Origin of the sequence: Streptomyces sp. Je 1-79 (assembly GCF_025195125.1) — a bacterium.
Lineage (GTDB): Bacteria > Actinomycetota > Actinomycetes > Streptomycetales > Streptomycetaceae > Streptomyces.
On sequence record NZ_JAMGSL010000011.1, the window covers coordinates 128,021 to 147,325 of the forward strand.

18 protein-coding genes are annotated in these 19,305 nt (G+C 68.8%); 10 read left to right on the forward strand and 8 right to left on the reverse strand.

The window, feature by feature from the left end; genetic code table 11:
* The first annotated feature begins 70 nt into the window (after positions 1-70).
* Positions 71-1,261 carry a DNA cytosine methyltransferase gene (locus M5362_RS23335; protein WP_260229664.1) on the forward strand — a complete coding sequence of 397 codons (1,191 nt, stop codon included), beginning with the start codon at positions 71-73 and terminating at the stop codon, positions 1,259-1,261.
* On the opposite strand, the gene M5362_RS23340 is transcribed toward M5362_RS23335, so the two are convergent.
* The 6 genes from M5362_RS23340 to M5362_RS23365 form a co-directional block, all read right to left on the reverse strand.
* Positions 1,262-1,729 (reverse strand): very short patch repair endonuclease, encoded by a 468-nt coding sequence (locus M5362_RS23340; protein ID WP_260229665.1) that lies wholly within the window; start codon positions 1,727-1,729, stop codon positions 1,262-1,264.
* 17 nt (positions 1,730-1,746) lie between these two features.
* Positions 1,747-2,733 carry a hypothetical protein gene (locus M5362_RS23345; protein ID WP_260229666.1) on the reverse strand — a complete coding sequence of 329 codons (987 nt, stop codon included), beginning with the start codon at positions 2,731-2,733 and terminating at the stop codon, positions 1,747-1,749.
* A gap of 33 nt (positions 2,734-2,766) precedes the next feature.
* The gene (locus tag M5362_RS23350) at positions 2,767-3,726 is read right to left on the reverse strand and encodes a NaeI family type II restriction endonuclease (RefSeq protein ID WP_261366318.1); all 960 of its coding nucleotides are present in this window, start codon (positions 3,724-3,726) and stop codon (positions 2,767-2,769) included.
* Positions 3,727-3,827: 101 nt separating this feature from the next.
* Positions 3,828-6,767 carry a Z1 domain-containing protein gene (locus M5362_RS23355; protein WP_260229668.1) on the reverse strand — a complete coding sequence of 980 codons (2,940 nt, stop codon included), beginning with the start codon at positions 6,765-6,767 and terminating at the stop codon, positions 3,828-3,830.
* 10 nt (positions 6,768-6,777) lie between these two features.
* Complete coding sequence (locus M5362_RS23360; RefSeq protein WP_260229669.1) at positions 6,778-8,304, reverse strand: ATP-binding protein; 1,527 nt, start codon at positions 8,302-8,304, stop codon at positions 6,778-6,780.
* 149 nt (positions 8,305-8,453) lie between these two features.
* Entirely contained in the window at positions 8,454-9,464 is a 1,011-nt protein-coding gene (locus M5362_RS23365; protein ID WP_260229670.1) for an SEC-C domain-containing protein, read from the reverse strand.
* Between the two features lie 63 nt (positions 9,465-9,527).
* On the opposite strand from M5362_RS23365, the gene M5362_RS23370 reads away from it, so the two are divergent.
* The 4 genes from M5362_RS23370 (at position 9,528) to M5362_RS23385 (ending at position 12,461) form a co-directional block, all read left to right on the forward strand.
* Positions 9,528-10,298, forward strand: a complete 771-nt coding sequence (locus tag M5362_RS23370) for a class E sortase (RefSeq protein WP_260229671.1) — start codon at positions 9,528-9,530, stop codon at positions 10,296-10,298.
* Positions 10,299-10,337: 39 nt separating this feature from the next.
* Positions 10,338-10,631 (forward strand): DUF6412 domain-containing protein, encoded by a 294-nt coding sequence (locus M5362_RS23375; protein ID WP_260229672.1) that lies wholly within the window; start codon positions 10,338-10,340, stop codon positions 10,629-10,631.
* A gap of 101 nt (positions 10,632-10,732) precedes the next feature.
* Positions 10,733-11,455: a YidC/Oxa1 family membrane protein insertase gene (locus M5362_RS23380; protein ID WP_260229673.1), complete on the forward strand. Its 723-nt coding sequence runs from the start codon at positions 10,733-10,735 to the stop codon at positions 11,453-11,455.
* A 148-nt stretch (positions 11,456-11,603) separates the two neighbouring features.
* Positions 11,604-12,461: a fumarylacetoacetate hydrolase family protein gene (locus tag M5362_RS23385; RefSeq protein WP_260229674.1), complete on the forward strand. Its 858-nt coding sequence runs from the start codon at positions 11,604-11,606 to the stop codon at positions 12,459-12,461.
* A 3-nt stretch (positions 12,462-12,464) separates the two neighbouring features.
* On the opposite strand, the gene M5362_RS23390 is transcribed toward M5362_RS23385, so the two are convergent.
* Entirely contained in the window at positions 12,465-12,932 is a 468-nt protein-coding gene (locus tag M5362_RS23390; RefSeq protein ID WP_260229675.1) for a heme-degrading domain-containing protein, read from the reverse strand.
* Positions 12,929-14,023 carry a Gfo/Idh/MocA family oxidoreductase gene (locus tag M5362_RS23395; RefSeq protein WP_260229676.1) on the reverse strand — a complete coding sequence of 365 codons (1,095 nt, stop codon included), beginning with the start codon at positions 14,021-14,023 and terminating at the stop codon, positions 12,929-12,931. The genes M5362_RS23390 and M5362_RS23395 overlap by 4 nt, the downstream gene beginning before the upstream one ends.
* Before the next feature lie 56 nt (positions 14,024-14,079).
* On the opposite strand from M5362_RS23395, the gene M5362_RS23400 reads away from it, so the two are divergent.
* From M5362_RS23400 to M5362_RS23420, 5 genes are all read left to right on the forward strand, one after another.
* On the forward strand, positions 14,080-15,222 hold the full coding sequence (locus tag M5362_RS23400; protein WP_260229677.1) for an ROK family transcriptional regulator: 1,143 nt from the start codon (positions 14,080-14,082) through the stop codon (positions 15,220-15,222).
* A gap of 301 nt (positions 15,223-15,523) precedes the next feature.
* Positions 15,524-16,414, forward strand: a complete 891-nt coding sequence (locus M5362_RS23405) for a hypothetical protein (protein WP_260229678.1) — start codon at positions 15,524-15,526, stop codon at positions 16,412-16,414.
* A gap of 118 nt (positions 16,415-16,532) precedes the next feature.
* Positions 16,533-17,297: a GntR family transcriptional regulator gene (locus tag M5362_RS23410; protein ID WP_260229679.1), complete on the forward strand. Its 765-nt coding sequence runs from the start codon at positions 16,533-16,535 to the stop codon at positions 17,295-17,297.
* 145 nt (positions 17,298-17,442) lie between these two features.
* Positions 17,443-18,579: a TIGR03364 family FAD-dependent oxidoreductase gene (locus M5362_RS23415; RefSeq protein ID WP_260229680.1), complete on the forward strand. Its 1,137-nt coding sequence runs from the start codon at positions 17,443-17,445 to the stop codon at positions 18,577-18,579.
* A 5-nt stretch (positions 18,580-18,584) separates the two neighbouring features.
* Complete coding sequence (locus tag M5362_RS23420) at positions 18,585-19,277, forward strand: phosphonatase-like hydrolase (protein ID WP_374214510.1); 693 nt, start codon at positions 18,585-18,587, stop codon at positions 19,275-19,277.
* Positions 19,278-19,305 lie beyond the last annotated feature (28 nt).

The window sequence follows — 19,305 nt, forward strand, 5'->3', positions numbered from 1 at the left end:
TGGGGTCTGTCACTCTCTGTGATGACTGGTGGGCAAGGCGCCAGCGAGGTACGTGGTCGAAGGAGGGTGCATGACCAGCACTGAGGCGGAGTTCACTTCAATCGAGATCTGTGCCGGAGCCGGTGGGCAGGCCATTGGGCTGCATGCGGCCGGGTTCAGGCACCTTGCGCTCGTGGAGATCGACAAGCACGCGGCGGCAACGCTGCAGCGGAACGTTGACTCGCGGAAGGACTGGGTGTGGGAGAAGAGGAACTGCTTCCTCCTGCATAAGGACGTCAACGACTTCGATCCGTGGGGAGACGTCCAGAAAGACGGGCGCCCGCTGGAGGCCGAGGAACTAGACCTCTTGGCCGGTGGTGTGCCGTGCCCGCCCTTCTCGCATGCAGGCAAGCAGCTGGGTAAGGACGACGAGCGTGATCTCTTTCCGCGGATGCTTGATCTTGTCAAGGATCTGCGACCGCGGGCCGTCATGATCGAGAACGTGCGCGGGATCATGGATCCGAAGTTCTCCGACTACCGCGACTACATCAAGGCCCGGCTTGAGGGGGGCACGTACCGCGGGGAGGACGGCTCCCTCGTCAAGGAGCCGGGGCTCAAGTACACGGTGTGCCACTGGGGCCTCCTGGAAGCCAGCGACTTTGGTGTTCCGCAGCTGCGGCCCCGGGCGATTCTCGTCGCCATCCGCAACGACGTTCTCAAGGACGTGAAGTACGAGTGGCCGACACCGACGCATGAGGAGGCAGTGAGCGTCGTCGAGGCCCTGGGGAAGTCGATGCAGGAGCGGTACGAGGCGTTTTACGACGGGCCGCGTGATCGGGAAGCGCGCGAAGCCTTTGTGCAGTGGCACGGCACGGCCACAAAACGTCACGAGGAGCTGAAGGCCAAGGGCAGCGCCGGCATCGCTCCCACGCTTGTTGGCGGGTCGAAGAAGCACGGTGGGGCGGACCTTGGCCCGAGCAGGGCCAAGGCTGCCTGGAAGCAGCTGGGTGTCTCGGGCCTCGGTGTGGCCAACGACATCGAGACGTGCAGCAAGAAGGGGTCTGAGGAACGCGACCTCTTCGGCCCCCACGGCCCGATGTTGACCGTCGAGCAAGCAGCGATCATCCAGGGCTTCCCGAAGGACTGGATCTTCGACGGCGGGAAGACGGCGCAGTACCGGCAGGTCGGCAATGCCTTCCCGCCGCCGGTCGCCGAGGCTGTAGGCCGCTCGATCATCGACGTTCTAAGGGGCGCCCGCGAGAGGGACGCTAAGGGGGAGTGATTACGTCGTGCCCTTGCCGTTCGTAAGGGCACGACGCCGCTCGACTTCTGCTGCGATCCGTAGGGCGCAGTCTCCCGACGGCTCGTGCTCCCAGAACCGCAGCACGGTCCAGCCAGCCTCTTCGAGCCGTCTGTCGGTATCGCGGTCGCGGGCCATGTTCCGGGCGACCTTGTCAGACCAGTAGCCGGGGTTTGTCTTCGGCGGGACATAGTGTTCGGGGCAACCGTGCCAGTAGCAGCCGTCGATGAAGACGGCGAGTTTCACTGGCCGAAACACGATGTCGGCTGTTCGACGAAGGTCTGGCAGGGGCTTCGTCGCCACGCGGTACCTCAGCCCCTGCGCGTGGAGAAGCCGTCTGACAAGCTGTTCTGGCTTGGTATCGCGGCTGCGGATGGCCTGCATGTTCCTGCGGCGCGCTGCAGAGGATGCCCAGGAGCCTTTAGGAGGAACCCACTCCACATCAGGCATTCTTTCATCCCTCGCCGCTAGAGAATGTCTCCGCTGTCTCTCAGGTCATTCACCAGGGTATCCAGCCCGTTGATGGAAAGCCTGTGCGCGGTAGTCTTTCCCGCTTCCTTGAGTGCAGCGAGGTCTGGCCAGTGTTCTTGCGCGGAAGCATCCGCGGGCAGTTCGTTCACCGTCATCCACGAGCCGACCCAGTCTGGGCACACGTGATAGGTCCGGTCCTCGATGCTCTCCCGCGTCACGCTTGCAGCCCTGGGAAACTCTGCAGTAGCCAAGGCGTACGGAACGTCTGGCCTGTAGCGGGTGAGAGGAACCATTTGGGCCGCCTCCGTTCCCCGGTCGGAACGCCAGGTCCATTTGGAGGAAAGCGCGGCGACGAGCCTCCCTCCCCCGTCGATGATGAGAATGTCGCTCTTCCTGTCGCTCACATCTCTGCGCATGTGCAGACCGCGGATGTGGGTGAGGGGAACTTCGTGGCGGACATTCCATCCCTCAGGTAGGCTCCGCTGAAGAAAATGAATCAAGCAGTCACGGAAGCGCGCTCCCCTTGCATTCGGGGAAAGGACTGGCCTCTCAATGTCGATTCCCTTGTTGTTTACAGCACTGGTCCAGAGGCTCAGCAGAGCAATTTCGCCGGAGGTGCGTCGACGGTAGGGCTGCCCGGTGGGGCTGGCGGTGTCCGGTACCTGGTCGTCCAGCCTGCATGTGCGGACCGTCGGAGCCCAGTGAATCTGGCCCGAGGCGGATGACTGCCCAGACAGTCCCGAACCGTTGTTGTCGAACGCCGTAAAACCAGCGTCTGTGAGCCACGCCGGATTCCAGCCCAGGTTCAAGCGCGTTGCGGCTTCATCCATCGACTCGCCCTTGAGGAGGGGAAGTCTCGCCGCTTCCGACAGAGCAGAAAAATTCGGCCAGCACAAGCCGAAGATGATGGCGCTCACGGCTTCCGCGTCGTCGGCGTACTGATCGATCAGTTTCTTATACTGAGGGTCTAGCGTCATGCTCATCTTTCCGCGGGCGGGGCAGTAGAGATTTCAGTATTATGTGATGGATTTGTGGGTGGGCAGCGAGGGTGCTGTCTCCACGGGGTCCTTGGCTGTCGCAACAGCCCAGTACTCGCCGTCCAGGAGGGCTACAGGCCGAGAACTTTGGCGCTCCCTGATCCTCGCGACTCGCACACTCACAAACTCGCCCTCCCTGGGCGGGTCAATGCCGAGGTGCGACGCGATCGCCCTGTGGCTCTCGTAGTCGCCAAGAATGACTATTCCTTCGCTGCGCAGGGCTGAGCGGGACCCACCGTTTCCGCGAACCCGCTTCATGTAGTCCTTCTGCTGGGCGACCGTGCGAACCACGTTCCTGCCGATAGGGCGTCTCTGTGCCCGCCGGAAGAGCTCGTTGAGCCGTGCCTGACCTGAGCTATGCGAAAAGACTGCCTCCCGGTCACTCGGCCGCATATGGAGCAGCGTGTTCTCCGGCAGCTCCGCATCACGCCAGAGCCATGCGATCTTGTCGCGGTAGTTGGCCTTCACTGTCAGCTTCAGGTCGCGGTTATTGCCTCGGTTCAGCCACTCGTCTTTGACTCGGAAAAGACCGGCACTCCACCGACTTTCCTCATCGTTCGCCCATACGAGTAGACAGAGGTGACCTCGGGCTTCTGGCGGAATCATCCACCCACCGAACTGCTGCGAATACTTGCAGTCCACTTCGATTCCGGCTATTTTATAGTCCATGTCGATTCCGTCATCAAACCGAAACTCGCGCTGAAGTTTGATCTCGACCAGGGTGCCGGCGTGAGTCTTCTCCGTCTTATGAAGCGTGCTCCAGTCGTATCGTCCCGTTTCTTCACCGTTGAGCAGCTGGTCGATGGTGTCACGGAGGGTGCGGGCGAAACGCTGCTCGGCGCGGGGCAGCAGGCGAAGATGGGAATGTACTGCTGCTAGCTCCGGGTCCTCGCTCAGCGTGGCCTGGTTCGGGATGTTGATGGCGGCGGAGACATCCATGGGGAGCACGTGACAGGTCCTGTCTGTGAACTCAAACGCGGTGGCGGGACGTAGGGGTCCGGGGCGTCGCCTGTCGGCGGCATGGCGACGCCCCGCATGCCTCAGCTGCCGGATCGCTTTGCCTGGTATCGCAGAAGACGACGGGAAGGGTTGTTCGCTGCCGTGGGTGGGATGACGGTGAAGGCGAGGATGACCCTCGCTGTGTCTGCAGCTCCTGCCCTGACGGCAGACTGCAGCTCGACGTCGTGGTCGGCCTCGACGACGGGGTAGAGCAGGACTACTCCGGTTCGTGCGCCGATCGCCACTTCGGCCGACTGGCTGTCGAATGTGCCCGCATGTGCGTTATCGATCAGTGTCTGAGCCCAACGTCGATGCTCCAGACCGGATATGCGGCCAAAGGACACCTTTCCGAGCTGCCGCTTTCGCCTGACCAGAGAACAAGGTGCTGAGCCCAGAACAGTGGCTTCCACGCGTCGGCTGAGTGTTGTCTGGGGCGAGACCAGGACCCAGTCATCGACCTTCGCCAAGCCTCCATCGAGCTGGGCCAGGTAGTTGAGGTGAGGGGTGAAGTGATTGTCTCCCTCCCACTCAAGCTGGCTGAGCACGCCGATCAGGCTCGAGTGCGGCACACGCGCGACCTTGGCCTGGAAGGTGCGAGTAAGTGGGCTGCCTTCGTCTGGTGGCAGGGTGAGTGTCTGCGGCTCGCTGCTGAAGATGTGGAGCAGGGGGCGCCAACGCTCAATGTTGCGCCTGATGGCTTCGGGGCTGCGGGGGTAGGCGGCGGGCTCGATGGGCTTGCCAGGAGACCGGATCTCCACGAGTTCGGAGTTAAGCATCTTGTTCCGTGCGGAAGGTCTGACCAGCGCCAGGTGCTGGGAGACCAGAGGCAGTATCTGGGACGGAGTCAGCTGGGGCTCCCCGTCGATCAGCTCCGCGTATTGGGTGAGCTGGGAGCGGAAGGCTTCCTCGTCCTGGCAAATCGCTTCGAACGCCTCATACAGGTCGAGGGTCTTGTCCCTCCCAAACGGTTCTTCCCGGCCGATGTAGAGGCGCACGAGGTCGCGGTAGCCCGATCGGAACCCGAACCACCGGCCCATCTGCATCAGGGTGTCAGCCTGCTGAGTCTTGCGGCGATAGTAGGTGGTCGTCAGTCCCTCCACCGTGAAGCCCCGGGAAAGCTTGGTTCCGCCGACAAGGATTTTCCAGACATGCGGGGTTCGGTCGAAGTCAAGGTCGGCCTGCTGGTAGTCCCGCTCCTTGTCGCCGTTCACGATGATCACCGGATTGCCGCCGGAGCTGATGAGCTGGCGCGCCCGGCTGATGTGGGGCAGGAGCTCCTGGTAGGACGTTGGGGCAAGGAGGTCATCCGCACGTGCCTGGGAGACTGGCAGGAAGTCAGAGCTGAAGAGGTCCGCGAGGCGCTGATGCGCCCCAGAGCTCCCGTACGACGAATGCCACATGGTGTTCAGCCGCAGTGCGAGGTCTGCGTGGTCGGCCATGCGGACAGACTCGTGCACGAGCATCGTGTGGTGGCGGTACTTGTTCTCTGCAGCACCGTTCTCGATGCGGTAGAGCTTGAGAGCCCCAGCGAGCACGAAGGCGTCGATAGCCTCCAAGAGGCGATCACCCGTGTCCGCAGTAATGCCGCGGACATGAGCCTTCTCCTGGGAGTCGGCGAGAGTTCGCTGGTCATAGGGAATGGTGGTGTCGAGGTCGTGGAAGTCCTGTACACCCATGTAGCCGACCGGGCGGGGAAGCGAGATCAGGAAGTCACGAGGGAAGATGTCTTCCGCGTCATCGGGATCGACGAAGACGTTGGCGAATGGAGTTGCCGTGTAGCCGACGTACTGCGCCCGGGGCATGAGCTTGAGGAGCTGAGAGATCAGCCCGTTGATTGCTGTTCGAGTGGCCTTCCCCTCGGGCTGCTTGCTTGCATCGATGGTATTGACTGACGCCTGGTCAGACTCGTCATCGATGATCAAGGCTGGGATCTCGCCGAGGATGGGACCGATCTTCTTGAGGTCGTTGACCAGTTTGAGGAGGACTGCCTTGTTCTTCTTGACCACCATGACGCGCGCCGCTGCGTGGTGGAGGTTCGCCGGGTCAAACAGGGGAAGCGTGCGATCCAGCTTCTCGATGTCGAGGGCGCGAATCCCCTGCATCAGACCCTTGTAGTCATCGTCACGCGTGGTGAGGCGTTCGATGTCGAAGGCGCCACAGGCGGATGGCCGGCCGCCGTGGGAAACGAACTTGTGGGGCCAGTCCTCGTCGTCCTGATAGTCAATGCCAACCAGGGCGTCGAGGTCCGTAGGATCGGCACCTCTGAGGATGTTGTCCTGACCTATCAGCTCCATGTCGAGTCGGCGTTGCGTCTGGCTGCGCAACAGGTTCAATGTGCCGCCGAGCACGATGACGAGACGGTATCCAGCGTCGATGGCCTTGGCGATGACCCCGGTGAAGTTGGCGGTTTTGCCCGATTGAACGTAACCGACAACGAGCCCCCGCGCACCGTAGGCATCCGTGCTGGTGGGGTCCGAGAGGCGCTCCACCACGTTGTGGGATGCCTGGTCGAGGCTGGCGACAGCCGCGTCGCTCCAGCCCTTGTCCCGTAGTAGCCGCTCGTAGGCTGACCAGTAGAAGGCTCGCGCTGCTGCTTTCTCACGCGTGTACCAGGGCTGGAACTTCGTGCTGATGACGACGGGCCGCTGCCCGGTGTCCACAGGAACCGCCGCGTCGAGAACTTTGCACAGCTCGTGGCTGAAGCCGAGTCGTTCGTACGTATCGGAGCGTCGCTGCTCGGTGCTGGGCGGAGCGTCGGACCAGTCAGCGGCCTCTGCGCCGTCCCAGCCCGTCAAGGTACGGCTCCAGAGAGCTTTGAGGTCGGGGTTTCCGGACAACAAGGTGTCCTGGAAGAGGCCAAGGTGCGCGTCTGAGGGCTCTTCCTCCTCCGATACGGCGAAGGCAACCCGCGCGAAGTTCTTCGGGCCTCGGCTCATCGCGCCAAGCACGTCGATGTGCAGGTTCAGCAGGTGCTCAGTCATGGGCTGTTCCTCAGCGCTCCAACTCGCAGCGGATGGCTGTCACGAGGACGCTGTTCCACAGCGCCATCTCGTCGTCCCGCTGGGCGCTTGACCTGCCCAGGCGGAAGTTCTTCTCCAACAGCAGGTAGAGCATTCCCTTGAGTACCGGCGCGTCGTTGGAGCCGGCCCGCCGGTCGCCGTTGAACGCCTGGCGGTACTCCTTGTTGAGGCGCACCACGTGCTCATCACGATCGATGTCGAACATCACCTCCGGCGGCAGGTTCTCCCAGCGGAAGGTGACGGGGTCTTCGCCTTCTAGCTGCGGCAGCTCATCGCGAAGGGTCCGCTTCAGCTTCGGAGGCAGGCCCTTGCCGGGCGGAACAACGTCTTTGCGCTGGATCTCTGTCGAGCGGCGGGCTGCCTCGCGGTAGGTCGTCTCCGCGTCGGCGAGGTACGCAAGGAAGGTGTTCCCCGCGTCATCGGCGGCCTGCTCCAAGCCGCGTGCGAACGCAGGCGTGACATTGACGCCGTCCTTCTTGACGGTCAGGGAGAAGACGTCATTGGGCTGAGATGGCAGGTCGATGGCGATACGGGCGAGATTGTGGTGGGTCTCGCCAGTGCGTGTGCCGTTCCAGCCACCCGCCTGCACCAGCCGATCATGCCGATAGATATAGAACCCTTGGCGCTCGGCAAGGGGTCCGATGCCGCGGAACGCGACAAGCGGAGACTTGGGCGGCCAGATGTGAGCGGTCATGGGAACCTTCCCCACGCCCTCGATGGGGGCCGTGTAAACCCGCGGGAAGCTGGCGCGTCCTGGCACGCGGTAGCCGAAGGGGTCGATTGCTTCGATACCGCGGTGGTCGAGTTCGGCTCTGGTGCGAACGTCTTCCACGACGATGTCTATGTGGAAGTCCGGTCGGCTGAGGAACCTATGCAGGTACAGGCCGAGGTGGGTCTCCAGGCGCTCGATCGTCTCGTTGAGGTAGCGATCGGTCTGACCGGTGGTAACGGTGGAGAAGGGGCGCACGCCGTCCCAGCGGACGATCGTGCCATGCCAGCCGATGACACCGTCGTAGCGGTCGATCAGGTCCTGACAGTAACGGGCCTCGACGATGTCGCACGTGAAGTCCGACTGAGCCTGGGCAGTTACCCAGCGTCGGCCCGTTGACGGGCTGCGCTTGGTCCTGCTGATGACTGTCAGAGCATCGGCATGGGAGAGCGAAGCCGCCTTCAGGCCGGCGCCGAAGTGACCGAGTGCAGTCGTTGCGTACTCCTGGCGTCCGCCCACGGTCATGGCGATGTCGAGCGTTTCATCGTTCATACCGCGCCCGTCATCGATGACGAGCAGGCTCACGAGCCTGTCGTCATCCCTGAGGAAGCTGACGACGACGTTGTGCGCGTCGGCATCGATGGCGTTGTCGACGAGGTCGGCGATGGCCGCCTCGAAGCCGTACCCCTGGTGGGTCAGGGATTCCATATAGCGGGCGGCAGGGGGGAGACGCTTGCTGCCACTGGTAGGAACGTCGTACTGCCAGCCGGCGCCTGGCTCGTAGGGCATCGGTCTTCCTCGCACACAGGGGACTGGACCTGCGTGGGGGGACGAGCGGCCAGTCGAACGTCAAAGGTCAACCGTGACGGTACTGCACGGTGCCGACATTGGTGACAGGGCATCGGAAATGGCCAGATGTGCTTGTTCGTGGTCGGCCCTCAGGCCCCCGGGCCCCCGTGGCACTCCCCGTAAGTCCTCTTCGATCCGCACCAGCACTCCGCCCCCCTCGCCGGCGGCCACGATGCCGCTCGGCCTCGTGCCGCCAGGGTTGTGGCGTACTGGGGGAGGAGGTCCGCGTTTGCCGGGGAGGAGGATTCCGAGGCGGCGAAGGCCTCGTAGGAGGGGACCGTCGCCGGGACGATGCCCAGGTTGGGGGTGCCTGCCGTCGCCAGTTCGCGGAGGGAGGCTTCGATGTCCGTGAGGTGCGCGCGGTAGGTGGGGTACTCGGATTCGAGTTCCGGGTAGGCCGCCACGAGCTCGTCCAGTTCCGCCTCCGGCCAGTGGAGGACCGCCACCGGGAAGGGGCGGGAGAGGGCCGTGCGGTACGAGCCCAGTTCGCTGCGGAGGCGGGTGATCTCGGCCTGGAGTTCCGCCGGGTCCGAGGAGCCGAGCGACCACAGGCGCTTCGGGTCGTGCAGCTCGTCCAGCGGGACCTCCGCCGTGTGGAGGTCGTCCGCCAGGCTGTCCCAGTCGTCGTGCGGCAGCGCCAGCATGCGGCGGATCCGGTGGCGGGTGAGCAGCAGCGACTGCGTCGGGTGCGGGAGGTCCGCCGGGGCGGACTCCGGTGCCAGCAGGCGCGCCGCCTCCGTCGCCACCGTCTCCGCGAGCGTCAGCTCGTCGTGGGCCTCCAGCGTCTCCGCCATGGTCTCCCACGGCGCCGCGTCCGCCGGTGCCGACGCCCTGAGGCCCTCGATGATCGCCCGCGCCTCCGCCTCGTGGCCGTACTCCCAGAGGTTCGCCGCCTTGAGCGCCCTGATCAGGTGCGGGTCCTCGGAAGGGCCGGAGAGCAGGGAGTCGTACAGCGCCGTCGCCGCCGCGCGGTCGCCCGCCAGCTCCAGGTGGGCCGCCGCCCGGAGGGACAGGGCCTCCCGGTCCTCGGGATACAGGTCGGCGGTGCGCAGCAGGCGCTCGGCTTCGGTGGCGTGGGCGGCAGGCGTGTCGGGGCGCATGCTGAACACCGTACTGCTGTACGGCCCTGGAGAGTTGGCGCGTCAGCGCTTATCGTGCCCCGCGTGCGGGACAGGGTGCGGGGCAGGGTGCCGGTCGTCGTCCAGACGCGCGGGGTGCGGAGCACGCCCGCCCGTGTGCTGTGGGTGTGCGCCGAAGCCGTCGTCACCTGCGGGGTCGTCCTCCTGCTCCTCGTCGTCCACCAGCTCTGGTGGACCAACCAGCAGGCCCGGGCCCAGGCCGGCGAGCAGGTGCGCGTCCTGGAGCGGGAGTGGGCCGGATCACCACCCGTCGTTCCCGAGGTACCGGTCACGCCGACGCAGCCCCCGGCCGAGGACGGGGCCGAGGCCGGGACGGAGACGCTCGCCCCGCCGCCTCCCGGCCGCGGCGAGCGCCCGCCCTCCTCCGCGTACGCGATCATCCGCATCCCCCGCATCGGCCTCACCGCCCCCATCGCCCGCGGCATCGGCAAGCGGTCCGTCCTCGACCGCGGCTACGTCGGGCACTACCCGAACACCGCCGGACCCGGCCAGACCGGCAACTTCGCCCTCGCCGGGCACCGCAACACCCACGGCGAGCCCTTCCGGTACATCAACCGGCTGCGCACGGGCGACACCATCCGTATCCGGACCAGGGACCGGGAGTACACCTACGTCGTCGACCAGGTACTGGCCCGGACCGCTCCCCGCGACACCGGCGTCATCCAGCCCGTACCCCGCTCGCTCGTCAAGCCCTCCTACGGCTACTCCGACCCCGGTTCCTACCTGACCCTGACGACGTGCACCCCGGAGTTCAGCTCCGCCTACCGGCTTATCGTCTGGGCCAAGCGTGTATAACGTCAGGAGACGAACGACGAGACGGAGAGAGGAGGCGTGATGGTCAGGGAACTCGCCCTGCGCGTGCTCGCCCCCCTGTTCTTCCTCCTCGCCCTCGCCGATCTGCTCCTCTCCGACGGGTCGGGCGTCTCCGCCGCCGTCGCCCTCGCCGCGACCACCGTCGTCTGCGCCCTCATCGGCGCCCCCGCGGCCCCGTCCGTGCCTCCCACACGGGTACGGACCACCCTGCGCGACCGGGAACGGCGCACCGCCTTCCTGCCGCAGCGCGACCCCGACGCCTCCGGGCGCCGCAGGCCCCGGGCACCCGGACGGGCCCTCCCGACGGCCGCGTAGGGGTACCCGCACACCGAGTACCCGCACCCCCCAGTACCTGCGCGGATCCGTCATGCCGAGATCTTCCTCTTCCGGCACGACGAGACCCCTCGGAGGGCTCCATGTCCGTTTTCGCCACCCTGGTCGAGCGCCTCGCCGACCTGCTCCAGCCGCTCTTCGCCACCACCGCGACCGCCGCCGCGATCGTCCTCTTCACGATGCTCGTCCGGCTCGCCATCCACCCCCTCTCGCGGGCCTCCGCCCGTGGCCAGAAGGCCCGCACCCGCATCGCTCCGCAACTCGCCGAGCTGCGTGCCAAGCACGCCAAGAATCCCGAGCGTCTCAAGAAGGAGGTCATGGAGCTGCACGCGAAGGAGAAGGTCTCGCCCTTCGCCGGCTGCCTCCCGAGCCTGCTCCAGGCGCCCGCGTTCCTCCTCATGTACCACCTGTTCGCCGGCGACCGCATGGCCGGACACACCCTCTTCGCCGCCCCGCTCGGCGACCACTGGGCCGACGCCCTCGCCCACGGCGGGGTCTTCGGCCCGGCCGGCCAGGTCTATCTCGTCCTCTTCGCGATCGTGGCCGCCGTCGCCGCGTTCAACTTCCGGCGTACGAAGCGGCAGCTCGCCGCGCAGCCGCTCACCACCGGACTGCCGGCGACGCCCGGCGCCGACACGATCAACAAGGTGATGCCGCTGCTCTCCTTCGCCACCCTGATCACGGTCGCCGTCGTCCCGCTCGCCGCCGCGCTCTACGTCGTCACCAGCACCACCTGGACCGTCGTCGAGCGGGCCTTCCTCTTCCGGGACCCGCGCCCCATGGAGGCCCTGGCTACTCAGGCGTAAGGGTCCAGTCCGTGAACGGGGTCTTGCCGAGTGGTCGAAACTCTTGGAGGATCGACCAACCCTCCGATATCTCCGATGGCCGCACTCCATCGGCCGGGGCTCTGCAGGGCCCGCTCCCCGGGCCCACCTCGACCACAGGGAGAAGACCATGAAGCTGCTGCGAGTCGGTCCGGCGGGAGCCGAGCGTCCAGCCCTGCTCGACCAGGACGGGACGCTCCGCGACCTGTCGGCCCTGGTCGACGACGTCGACGGAAGCCTGCTGGCCGACACGTCCGCGCTCGACCGGATCCGGGCCGCCGTCGGGGCGGGCGTGCTGCCCGCGCTCGACGCGACCGGGCTGCGGATCGGCCCGCCGGTCGGCCGGATCGGCAAGGTCGTGTGCATCGGGCTGAACTACCACGGTCACGCGGCCGAGACCGGTGCGGCGACCCCGGCCGAGCCGGTCGTCTTCCTGAAGTCCGCCGACACGGTCGTCGGACCCGACGACACCGTGCTCGTACCGCGCCGCAGCACCAAGACGGACTGGGAGGTCGAGCTGGCGATCGTCATCGGCCGCACGGCCCGCTACCTGGACTCCGACGAGCAGGCCCTCGCGCACGTCGCCGGCTACGCCGTCGCCCACGACGTCTCGGAGCGCGAGTTCCAGATCGAGCGCGGCGGCACCTGGGACAAGGGCAAGAACTGCGAGACCTTCAACCCGCTCGGCCCGTGGCTGGTCACCGCCGACGAGGTGCCGGACCCGCAGGCGCTCCCGCTCAGGCTCTGGGTCAACGGCGAGCTCAAGCAGGACGGCAACACCTCGGACCAGATCTTCGGCGTCGCGGAGGTCGTACGGTACGTCAGCCAGTTCATGACCCTGTACCCCGGCGACATCATCAACACCGGCACCCCGGCGGGCGTCGCGATGGGGCAGCCCGAACCGAAGCCGTATCTGCGGGCGGGTGACGTGGTGGAGCTGGAGATCGAGGGCCTCGGGCGTCAGCGCCAGGAGCTCAAGGACGCGTAGCCCCTACCTCGTGAGGTCGTCGAGCAGCCGCCCCAGCGCCTCGACGACCATCGCGTGGTCCTCGGCCTGCGGCAGCCCCGACACCGTCACCGAGCCGATCACCCCCGCGCCCTCCACCGCGACCGGGAACGAACCGCCGTGGGCGGCGTACCGATCGGGGTCGAGGCGCGAGGACTGCTCGAACGTCGTCCCCTTGGCCCGGAACCGGGCGCCGACCAGGAACGAGCTCTCGCCGTACCGCTCGACGACCCGCCGCTTGCGGTCGATCCAGGCGTCGTTGTCCGCGCTCGAACCCGGCAGCGCGCAGTGGAAGAGCTGCTGCGCGCCGCGCCGGATGTCGACCGCCACCGGCGCGCCGCGCTCGCGCGCCAGCTCGACGAGGAGCGAGCCCAGGGCCCAGGCGTCCTCGTACGTGAACCGGGGCAGGACCAGGCGGGCCTCGTCGGCCTCCAGCGTGGCGATCTCGCTCACAGCGTCACCGTGATTCCCTCGCGGGCGGAACGCTTCGCCGCCTCCAGGACGTCCAGGGCGGCCGCCGCCTCGTGGGCGGTGACCGGGTTCGTACCGTCGCCGCGGACGGCGGCGGCGACCGCGGCGTAGTACGCCGGGTACTCGCCCGGCAACGTCTCGACCGGGATGCCGCCGCCGGTCAGCGGGGACTCCCCGGCGCCGAGCCGGCCCCACAGCGACTCCGGCTCCACGCCCCACGGCTTGCCCGGCGCCGGCAGCAGGCCCTCGCGCAGGTCGGCCTCCTGGGGGTCGAGGCCGTACTTCACGAATCCGGCGCTCGACCCCAGGACGCGGAAGCGGGGGCCGAGCTGGGCGGTGGTGGCGCTCACGTACAGATGGGAGCGCACGCCGTTCGCGTGCGTGATCGCGATGAACGTGTCGTCGTCGGTCTCGGCGCCCGGGCGGCGGACGTCGGACTCCGCGTAGACGCGCACGGCGGGGCCGAAGAGCACCAGGGCCTGGTCCACGACATGGCTGCCGAGGTCGAAGAGGAGACCGCCGATCTCCTCCGGGGCGCCGGACTCGCGCCAGCCGCCCTTGAGCTGCGGCCGCCAGCGCTCGAACCGGGACTCGAAGCGCTGGACGTGACCGAGCGAGCCGTCGGCGATGAGCCGGCGAAGGGTCAGGAAGTCGTTGTCCCAGCGGCGGTTCTGGAAGACCGACAGGAGCAGGCCCCGCTCCTCGGCGAGGGCGGCGAGCTCACGCGCCTCGGCGGCCGTACCCGCGACCGGCTTGTCCACGACGACGGGGAGACCCGCGGTGAGGGCGGCGGTGGCGATCGGGACGTGCGTCTTGTTGGGGGAGGCGACGACGATCAGATCGAGCTCGTCCGCCCGCGCCCACAGCTCCTCGGGGGAGTCCGCCGTCCGTACGCCGGGGTGCGCGGCGAGGGCCTGCGCCTGGCGCTCCGGGTTGCCGGTCGTGACCGTGTCGAGGACGAGACCCTCGGTGGCGGCGATCAGCGGGGCGTGGAAGACGGAGCCCGCGAGGCCGTAGCCGACGAGTCCGACGCGGAGGGGGGCGGTGTCGGTGCCAGTCAGGGAGCCAGTCATGAATCCCACTTAAGCAACGCTGTTGCCAAAGTGCAAGCGAGGGGGAGAATGGGGTGGTGAACAGGAGTGTCAGCGGTACGAGGAGCGCGAGGGGCGTCGCGGGAGTCAACCTGCCCGCCCTGCGGAGCCACAACGCGGCGCTGGTGCTCGACCTGCTGCGGACGGCCGGCGAGGCCGGGATCAGCCGGCTGGAGCTGGCGGAGCTGACCGGGTTGACCCCGCAGGCGGTCAGCAAGATCACCGCCCGGCTGCGGTCGGAAGGACTGGCGCGGGAGGCCGGCCGACGCGCCTCGACGGGCGGCAAGCCCCGCACGCTCCTGCGCCTGGTCCCCTCGGCGGCGTACGCGGTGGGCGTGCACCTGGACCGCGACGAACTGACCGCCGTCCTGGTCGACCTGGCGGGGGCGCGGGTGGCGCTGCGGCGGACGCCGTTCGATCTCGGGGCGGGTACGGAGGCGGTACTGGACGCGGTCGCGGCGGAGGTGTCCGCCCTCGGCTCGTCGGCCGTACCGGGCGCGCCGCCGGACCAGGCCGTGACCCCGCTGCCGGACGGCGCCGAGGTCCCCGCCCCCGCCCTCCTCGGTGTCGGCCTCGCCATGCCCGGACCGCTCGACCACCTCACCGGTGTGCCCGGACGGGTCACCGGTCATCCGCAGTGGGAGGGGGTGCCCCTGCGCGGGCTCCTCGCGCAGCGGCTCGGGCTGCCCGTCGAGCTCGACAAGGACACCAACGCCGCCGCCCTCGGCCTCGCCCTCCGCGCCCCGGAGCCCGACTCGTTCGCCTACCTCCACCTCGGTACGGGGCTCGGCTCCGGTCTCGTCCTCGGCGGCGCGCTGCACCGCGGGGCGAGGACGGGGGCGGGGGAGTTCGGGCACCAGACCGTGCAGCTCGACGGACCGCTCTGCGGCTGTGGCGGCCGCGGCTGTCTGGAGGTCCTGTGCCTGGCGGCCGTGGCCGGCGGCGACCTGCCCGAGGCGGCGCGGATCCTGGGCACGGGCGCCGCGAACCTCGTACGGCTGCTCGACATCGACCGTGTCGTCCTCGGCGGCCGTGTCGTCCTGGCCGCGCCCGAGGAGTTCACGCACGGCACCCGTGAGGTGCTGGCAGGGCTCGGGCTGCCCGTCGAGGTCGCCGTGACCCCGTACACCGTCGCCGAGGGCGCCGCCCAGCTGGTCCTCGCGCCGGCTTTCGGGAAGTAGCCCCGGGGGGTTTGGGGCGTGCCCCGCTTCGGGACGTAGCTCCGGCGGTGTGGGGCGTAGCCCCGGCTTTCGGGACGTAGCTCCGGCGGTTTGAGGCGTAGCCCGGCTTTCGGGAGGGCGTTTTGGTCGTCTCGTACTGGCTCTCGGGAGGCGGCGTTCCGATCATCCGAACATAGGCTGATCGGGCGGATCGCGCGGGCCGTCCGGGCGTACCTGCGGCGCCGCTCCCCGCCCCCGGCGTGTCGGCATGGCAGCGTCGCGGCCGTCCCGTACGCCCGCGAGCAGCAAAGGCACCCGTCCCATGCGACTGCGCAACGCCCTCGCCCTCGGCGTGACCGCGGCGACGACCGGAACCGCCGTCCTCGCGCTCGCCGTCGCCCCCTCGGTGGCGGACCCCGGCCCCAGCCCCGGGCCCGGAACCGAGCGCCAGGACCAGCCGCCCACCTGCGGCAAGGCCACGGACCCCGAATTCCCGATCGACACGCGGATCCACGGCGGCCCCCGCGCGTACGTTCCCGGCGACGGCTTCCGGACCTTCGCGGTCGATCTCACCAACACCACCACCGAGGCCTGCGACAGCATCCACCCCGTCCTGGCCCTCGCCGACCGCGACCGGGTCCTCCGGCCCGCGCAGATCCGGCTGGACTTCTACGACTCCGCTGCCCGCCGCTGGCGCCCGGTCGCGTTCGAGGCGACCGAGGAGGACGAGAACGTCGGTGTGTTCACCGGCTTCTCCGGCTTCGCCGTCCCCGCGGGCCGCACGGTGACCGTCAGCGTCCGGCTTGCCTTCGTTGAGGGCACCGCCCCCAACGAGGTCGTGGCCAACGCGGCGATCGTGCAGCGACTGGGCGACGACGGCGACTGGGTCGGTGAGTCCGACGACTTCCGCCTGACCATCGCGCCCGAGGGCGCGGAGGCGACCAGCGAAGGGAACACGGAGGAGAACGGCGAGGGGAACACGGAGGAGAACGGCGAGGGGAACGCGGAGGGGACGGCGGGCCCCACCCCCAGGCCGACCACCACCCCGCCGCGCGCGGACAGCACCCTCCCGCCGACGCTCGCGACGCCCGAACTCGCCCTCACGGGCAAGGAGTTCGCCGCCGTTCTCGTGCCCGTGTCCGGCGCCCTGCTCCTCGCCGGCGCCGCCCTGAAGCTCGCACAGATCCGCCGCCGACGCCGGACGGGCCGGTAGGACGACGCGGACCCGGGCACGGGGCCCCGGGCCCGCGGGGCGCGAACGGCCCCGCCCGGAGCCGTCAGGCCACCCGCCGTACACCTTCGCGTTCATTCCCATCTGCGAGCATCCACCCGTGGACTACCCGAACGACCAGGCACCTGGCGCCCCCATCCGCTCCGGCATCCCCGAGCACGGCCGCATCCCCAAGTACTACGCGGTGAAGGCGAAGGTCGCCTCGCTGATCGACGAGTTGGGTGAGGGCGGGCTGCTGCCCACCGAGCGGGACCTCGCCCTCCGGTACGAGGTCTCCCGCGAGACGGTCCGTCAGGCCCTGCGCGAGCTGCTCCTCGAAGGGCGGCTGCGCCGCCAGGGGCGCGGGACCGTCGTCGCCGGGCCCAAGCTGGAGCAGCCGCTCTCGCTCGCCAGCTACACCGAAGGCGTACGGCGGCAGGGGCGCAGGCCCGGCCGTACCCTCATCTCGCTCGACCGCTTCCCGTGCCCCGACACCCTGGCGCCCGAGATCGGCGTCCGGCGCGGCGAGCCCGTCTGGCACATGGAGCGCGTGCTGCTCGCCGACGACGAGCGGGTCGGGCTGGAGAGCACGTACGTCTCCGTGGCCCGCGCACCGCGCCTGGACGGCGAGTTCGACCCCGACTCCTCCTTCTACCGCTACCTCAGCGAGAAGCTCGGCATCACCTTCGGCGACGCCGACGAGCGGATCGAGACCGTGCTGGCCACCCCTCGCGAGGCCCTGCTCATCGGTACTCCGCCCGCGCTCCCGATGCTGCTGATCCACCGGATCTCCCGGGACACCTCCGGCCGCCCGCTGGAGCGCGTCCGCACGCTCTACCGCGGCGACCGCTTCAGCTTCACCGCGCACCTGGGGCGCCAGGGCTGACCCGGCAGCCGGCCGCCGATCCCGGGGCGACGACCGCCATGGATAACAGAAACGTAACGGGTCTAGGCCAACCTTGTCGCCCCGTTCACCGTCCCGTCGCCCTCCCGATCGCCCCGGGTCACCCGTCGCCAGGACCGTGAACGGCATGAAGGTGATCGTCGTAGGAGCCGGCGTGGTGGGAACCATGCACGCCTGGCACGCAGTGGAACGCGGCCACGAGGTCGTACACATCGAGCGGGAGGCCGAGGCGCGCGGCGCCTCGCTCCGCAACTTCGGCCAGATATGGGTGAGCGGCCGCGCGGGCGGAGAGGAGCTGGACACCGCGCTGCGCGCCCGCGAACTCTGGGAGGGCATCGGCGCCCGCGTCCCCGGGCTCGGCTTCCGGGCCATCGGCTCGCTCACCCCCGTACGCAACGACCTCGAACTGGCCGTCGCCGAGGCCGCCCTCGCCCGGCCCGACGCGGCCGCCCGCGGCTACAAGCTGCTCACCGCCGACGAGGCGCGCCAGGTCAACCCCGCCCTGCGGGGCGCGTTCCAGGCCGCCCTGTGGTGCGAGCGCGACGCGGCCGTCGAGCCCCGTACGGCACAACTCGCCCTGCGAGAGGCCCTGCTGGCCTCGGGGAAGTACACCTTCCTGCCCAACCGCGAGGTGCGCGACGTCTCCGGCGCCGAAGGCGGGGCGTACGCCTCGGTCCGCGACGACCGCGGCGAGGTCCACACCGGCGACGCGGTCGTCCTGTGCACCGGAGCCGCGCTCGGCGGCCTCGTCCGTGAGGTCGCCGGGGACATCCCGGTCCGCCGGGTCCGGCTGCAGATGATGCAGACCGACCCGCTCGGTGAGCCGCTGACCACCTCCGTCGCCGACGCCGACTCCTTCCGCTACTACCCGGCGTACCGGTCCGACGCTCTGGACGCCCTCAACGCGGGCCAGGCGCAGGACCCGACCGCCGCCGCGCACAAGATGCAGCTCCTGATGGTGCAGCGCCTCGACGGCGGGCTGACCATCGGCGACACCCACGAGTACGAGCACCCCTTCGCCTTCGACACCCTCGAAGACCCCTACGAGCACCTCGTCCGCGTCGTCGAGTCCTTCCTCGGCCGCCCGCTGCCGAGGATCCGGCGCCGCTGGGCGGGCGTGTACGCGCAGTGCACCGACACCGGCCGGGTCGTGCACCGCCAGAAGGTCCGCGAAGGCGTGTGGCTGGTGACAGGACCCGGCGGACGCGGCATGACCTGCTCGCCCGCCATCGCCGAGACGACCGCGAACGAACTGGGCTGGTGAACACCGTGACCGAGAACCTGAGGCACGACCTCGTCGTACTGGACATGGCAGGCACCACCGTCGCCGACGGAGGCCTCGTCGAGAGGGCGTTCGCCACCGCCGCCGAGCGTCTCGGCGAGGACGCGGCCACGATGATCGACTACGTCCGCGCCACCATGGGCGAGTCCAAGATCTCCGTCTTCCGCCACCTCTTCGGCGGCGACGAGACCCGCGCCCGGCAGGCCAACGTGGCCTTCGAGGAGGCGTACGGAGAGCTGGTGGCCGGCGGCCTGATCGCACCGGTCCCCGGCGCGGCCGAGGCGATCGGCCGGCTGAAGGAGGAGGGCAGGACGGTCGTCCTGACCACCGGGTTCGCCCGCGTCACCCAGGACGCCATCCTCGACGCGCTCGGCTGGCGCGACCTGGTCGAGCTGACCCTCTGCCCGGCGGACGCCGGCGGCCGGGGGCGCCCGTACCCGGACATGGTCCTCGGAGCCTTCCTCCGTACGGGAGTCGTCGACGACGTCCGGCGGATCGCGGTCGCGGGCGACACCTCGTACGACATGCTCAGCGGGGTCCGCGCGGGGGCCGGGATCGTGGCGGGCGTGCTGACCGGGGCGCACGGTGAGGCCGCGCTCAAGGAGCACGGCGCCACGCACGTCCTCGCTTCGGTCGCGGAGCTGCCGGGCGCGATGGCGCGGGCGGAGGCGTACCGGTGACGGCGCCCGGCGCGGCCGCCACGAGCGG

Bases quoted from the DNA above. Each gene is read 5' to 3' on its own strand.
- M5362_RS23355 (WP_260229668.1), bottom strand. From the start codon at position 6,767: ATGACTGAGCACCTGCTGAACCTGCACATCGACGTGCTTGGCGCGATG.
- M5362_RS23350 (WP_261366318.1), bottom strand. From the start codon at position 3,726: ATGGATGTCTCCGCCGCCATCAACATCCCGAACCAGGCCACGCTGAGC.
- M5362_RS23375 (WP_260229672.1), top strand. From the start codon at position 10,338: ATGGTCAGGGAACTCGCCCTGCGCGTGCTCGCCCCCCTGTTCTTCCTC.
- M5362_RS23340 (WP_260229665.1), bottom strand. From the start codon at position 1,729: ATGCCTGATGTGGAGTGGGTTCCTCCTAAAGGCTCCTGGGCATCCTCT.
- M5362_RS23395 (WP_260229676.1), bottom strand. From the start codon at position 14,023: ATGACTGGCTCCCTGACTGGCACCGACACCGCCCCCCTCCGCGTCGGA.
- M5362_RS23415 (WP_260229680.1), top strand. From the start codon at position 17,443: ATGAAGGTGATCGTCGTAGGAGCCGGCGTGGTGGGAACCATGCACGCC.
- M5362_RS23405 (WP_260229678.1), top strand. From the start codon at position 15,524: ATGCGACTGCGCAACGCCCTCGCCCTCGGCGTGACCGCGGCGACGACC.
- M5362_RS23335 (WP_260229664.1), top strand. From the start codon at position 71: ATGACCAGCACTGAGGCGGAGTTCACTTCAATCGAGATCTGTGCCGGA.
- M5362_RS23380 (WP_260229673.1), top strand. From the start codon at position 10,733: ATGTCCGTTTTCGCCACCCTGGTCGAGCGCCTCGCCGACCTGCTCCAG.
- M5362_RS23345 (WP_260229666.1), bottom strand. From the start codon at position 2,733: ATGAGCATGACGCTAGACCCTCAGTATAAGAAACTGATCGATCAGTAC.
- M5362_RS23360 (WP_260229669.1), bottom strand. From the start codon at position 8,304: ATGCCCTACGAGCCAGGCGCCGGCTGGCAGTACGACGTTCCTACCAGT.
- M5362_RS23385 (WP_260229674.1), top strand. From the start codon at position 11,604: ATGAAGCTGCTGCGAGTCGGTCCGGCGGGAGCCGAGCGTCCAGCCCTG.
- M5362_RS23365 (WP_260229670.1), bottom strand. From the start codon at position 9,464: ATGCGCCCCGACACGCCTGCCGCCCACGCCACCGAAGCCGAGCGCCTG.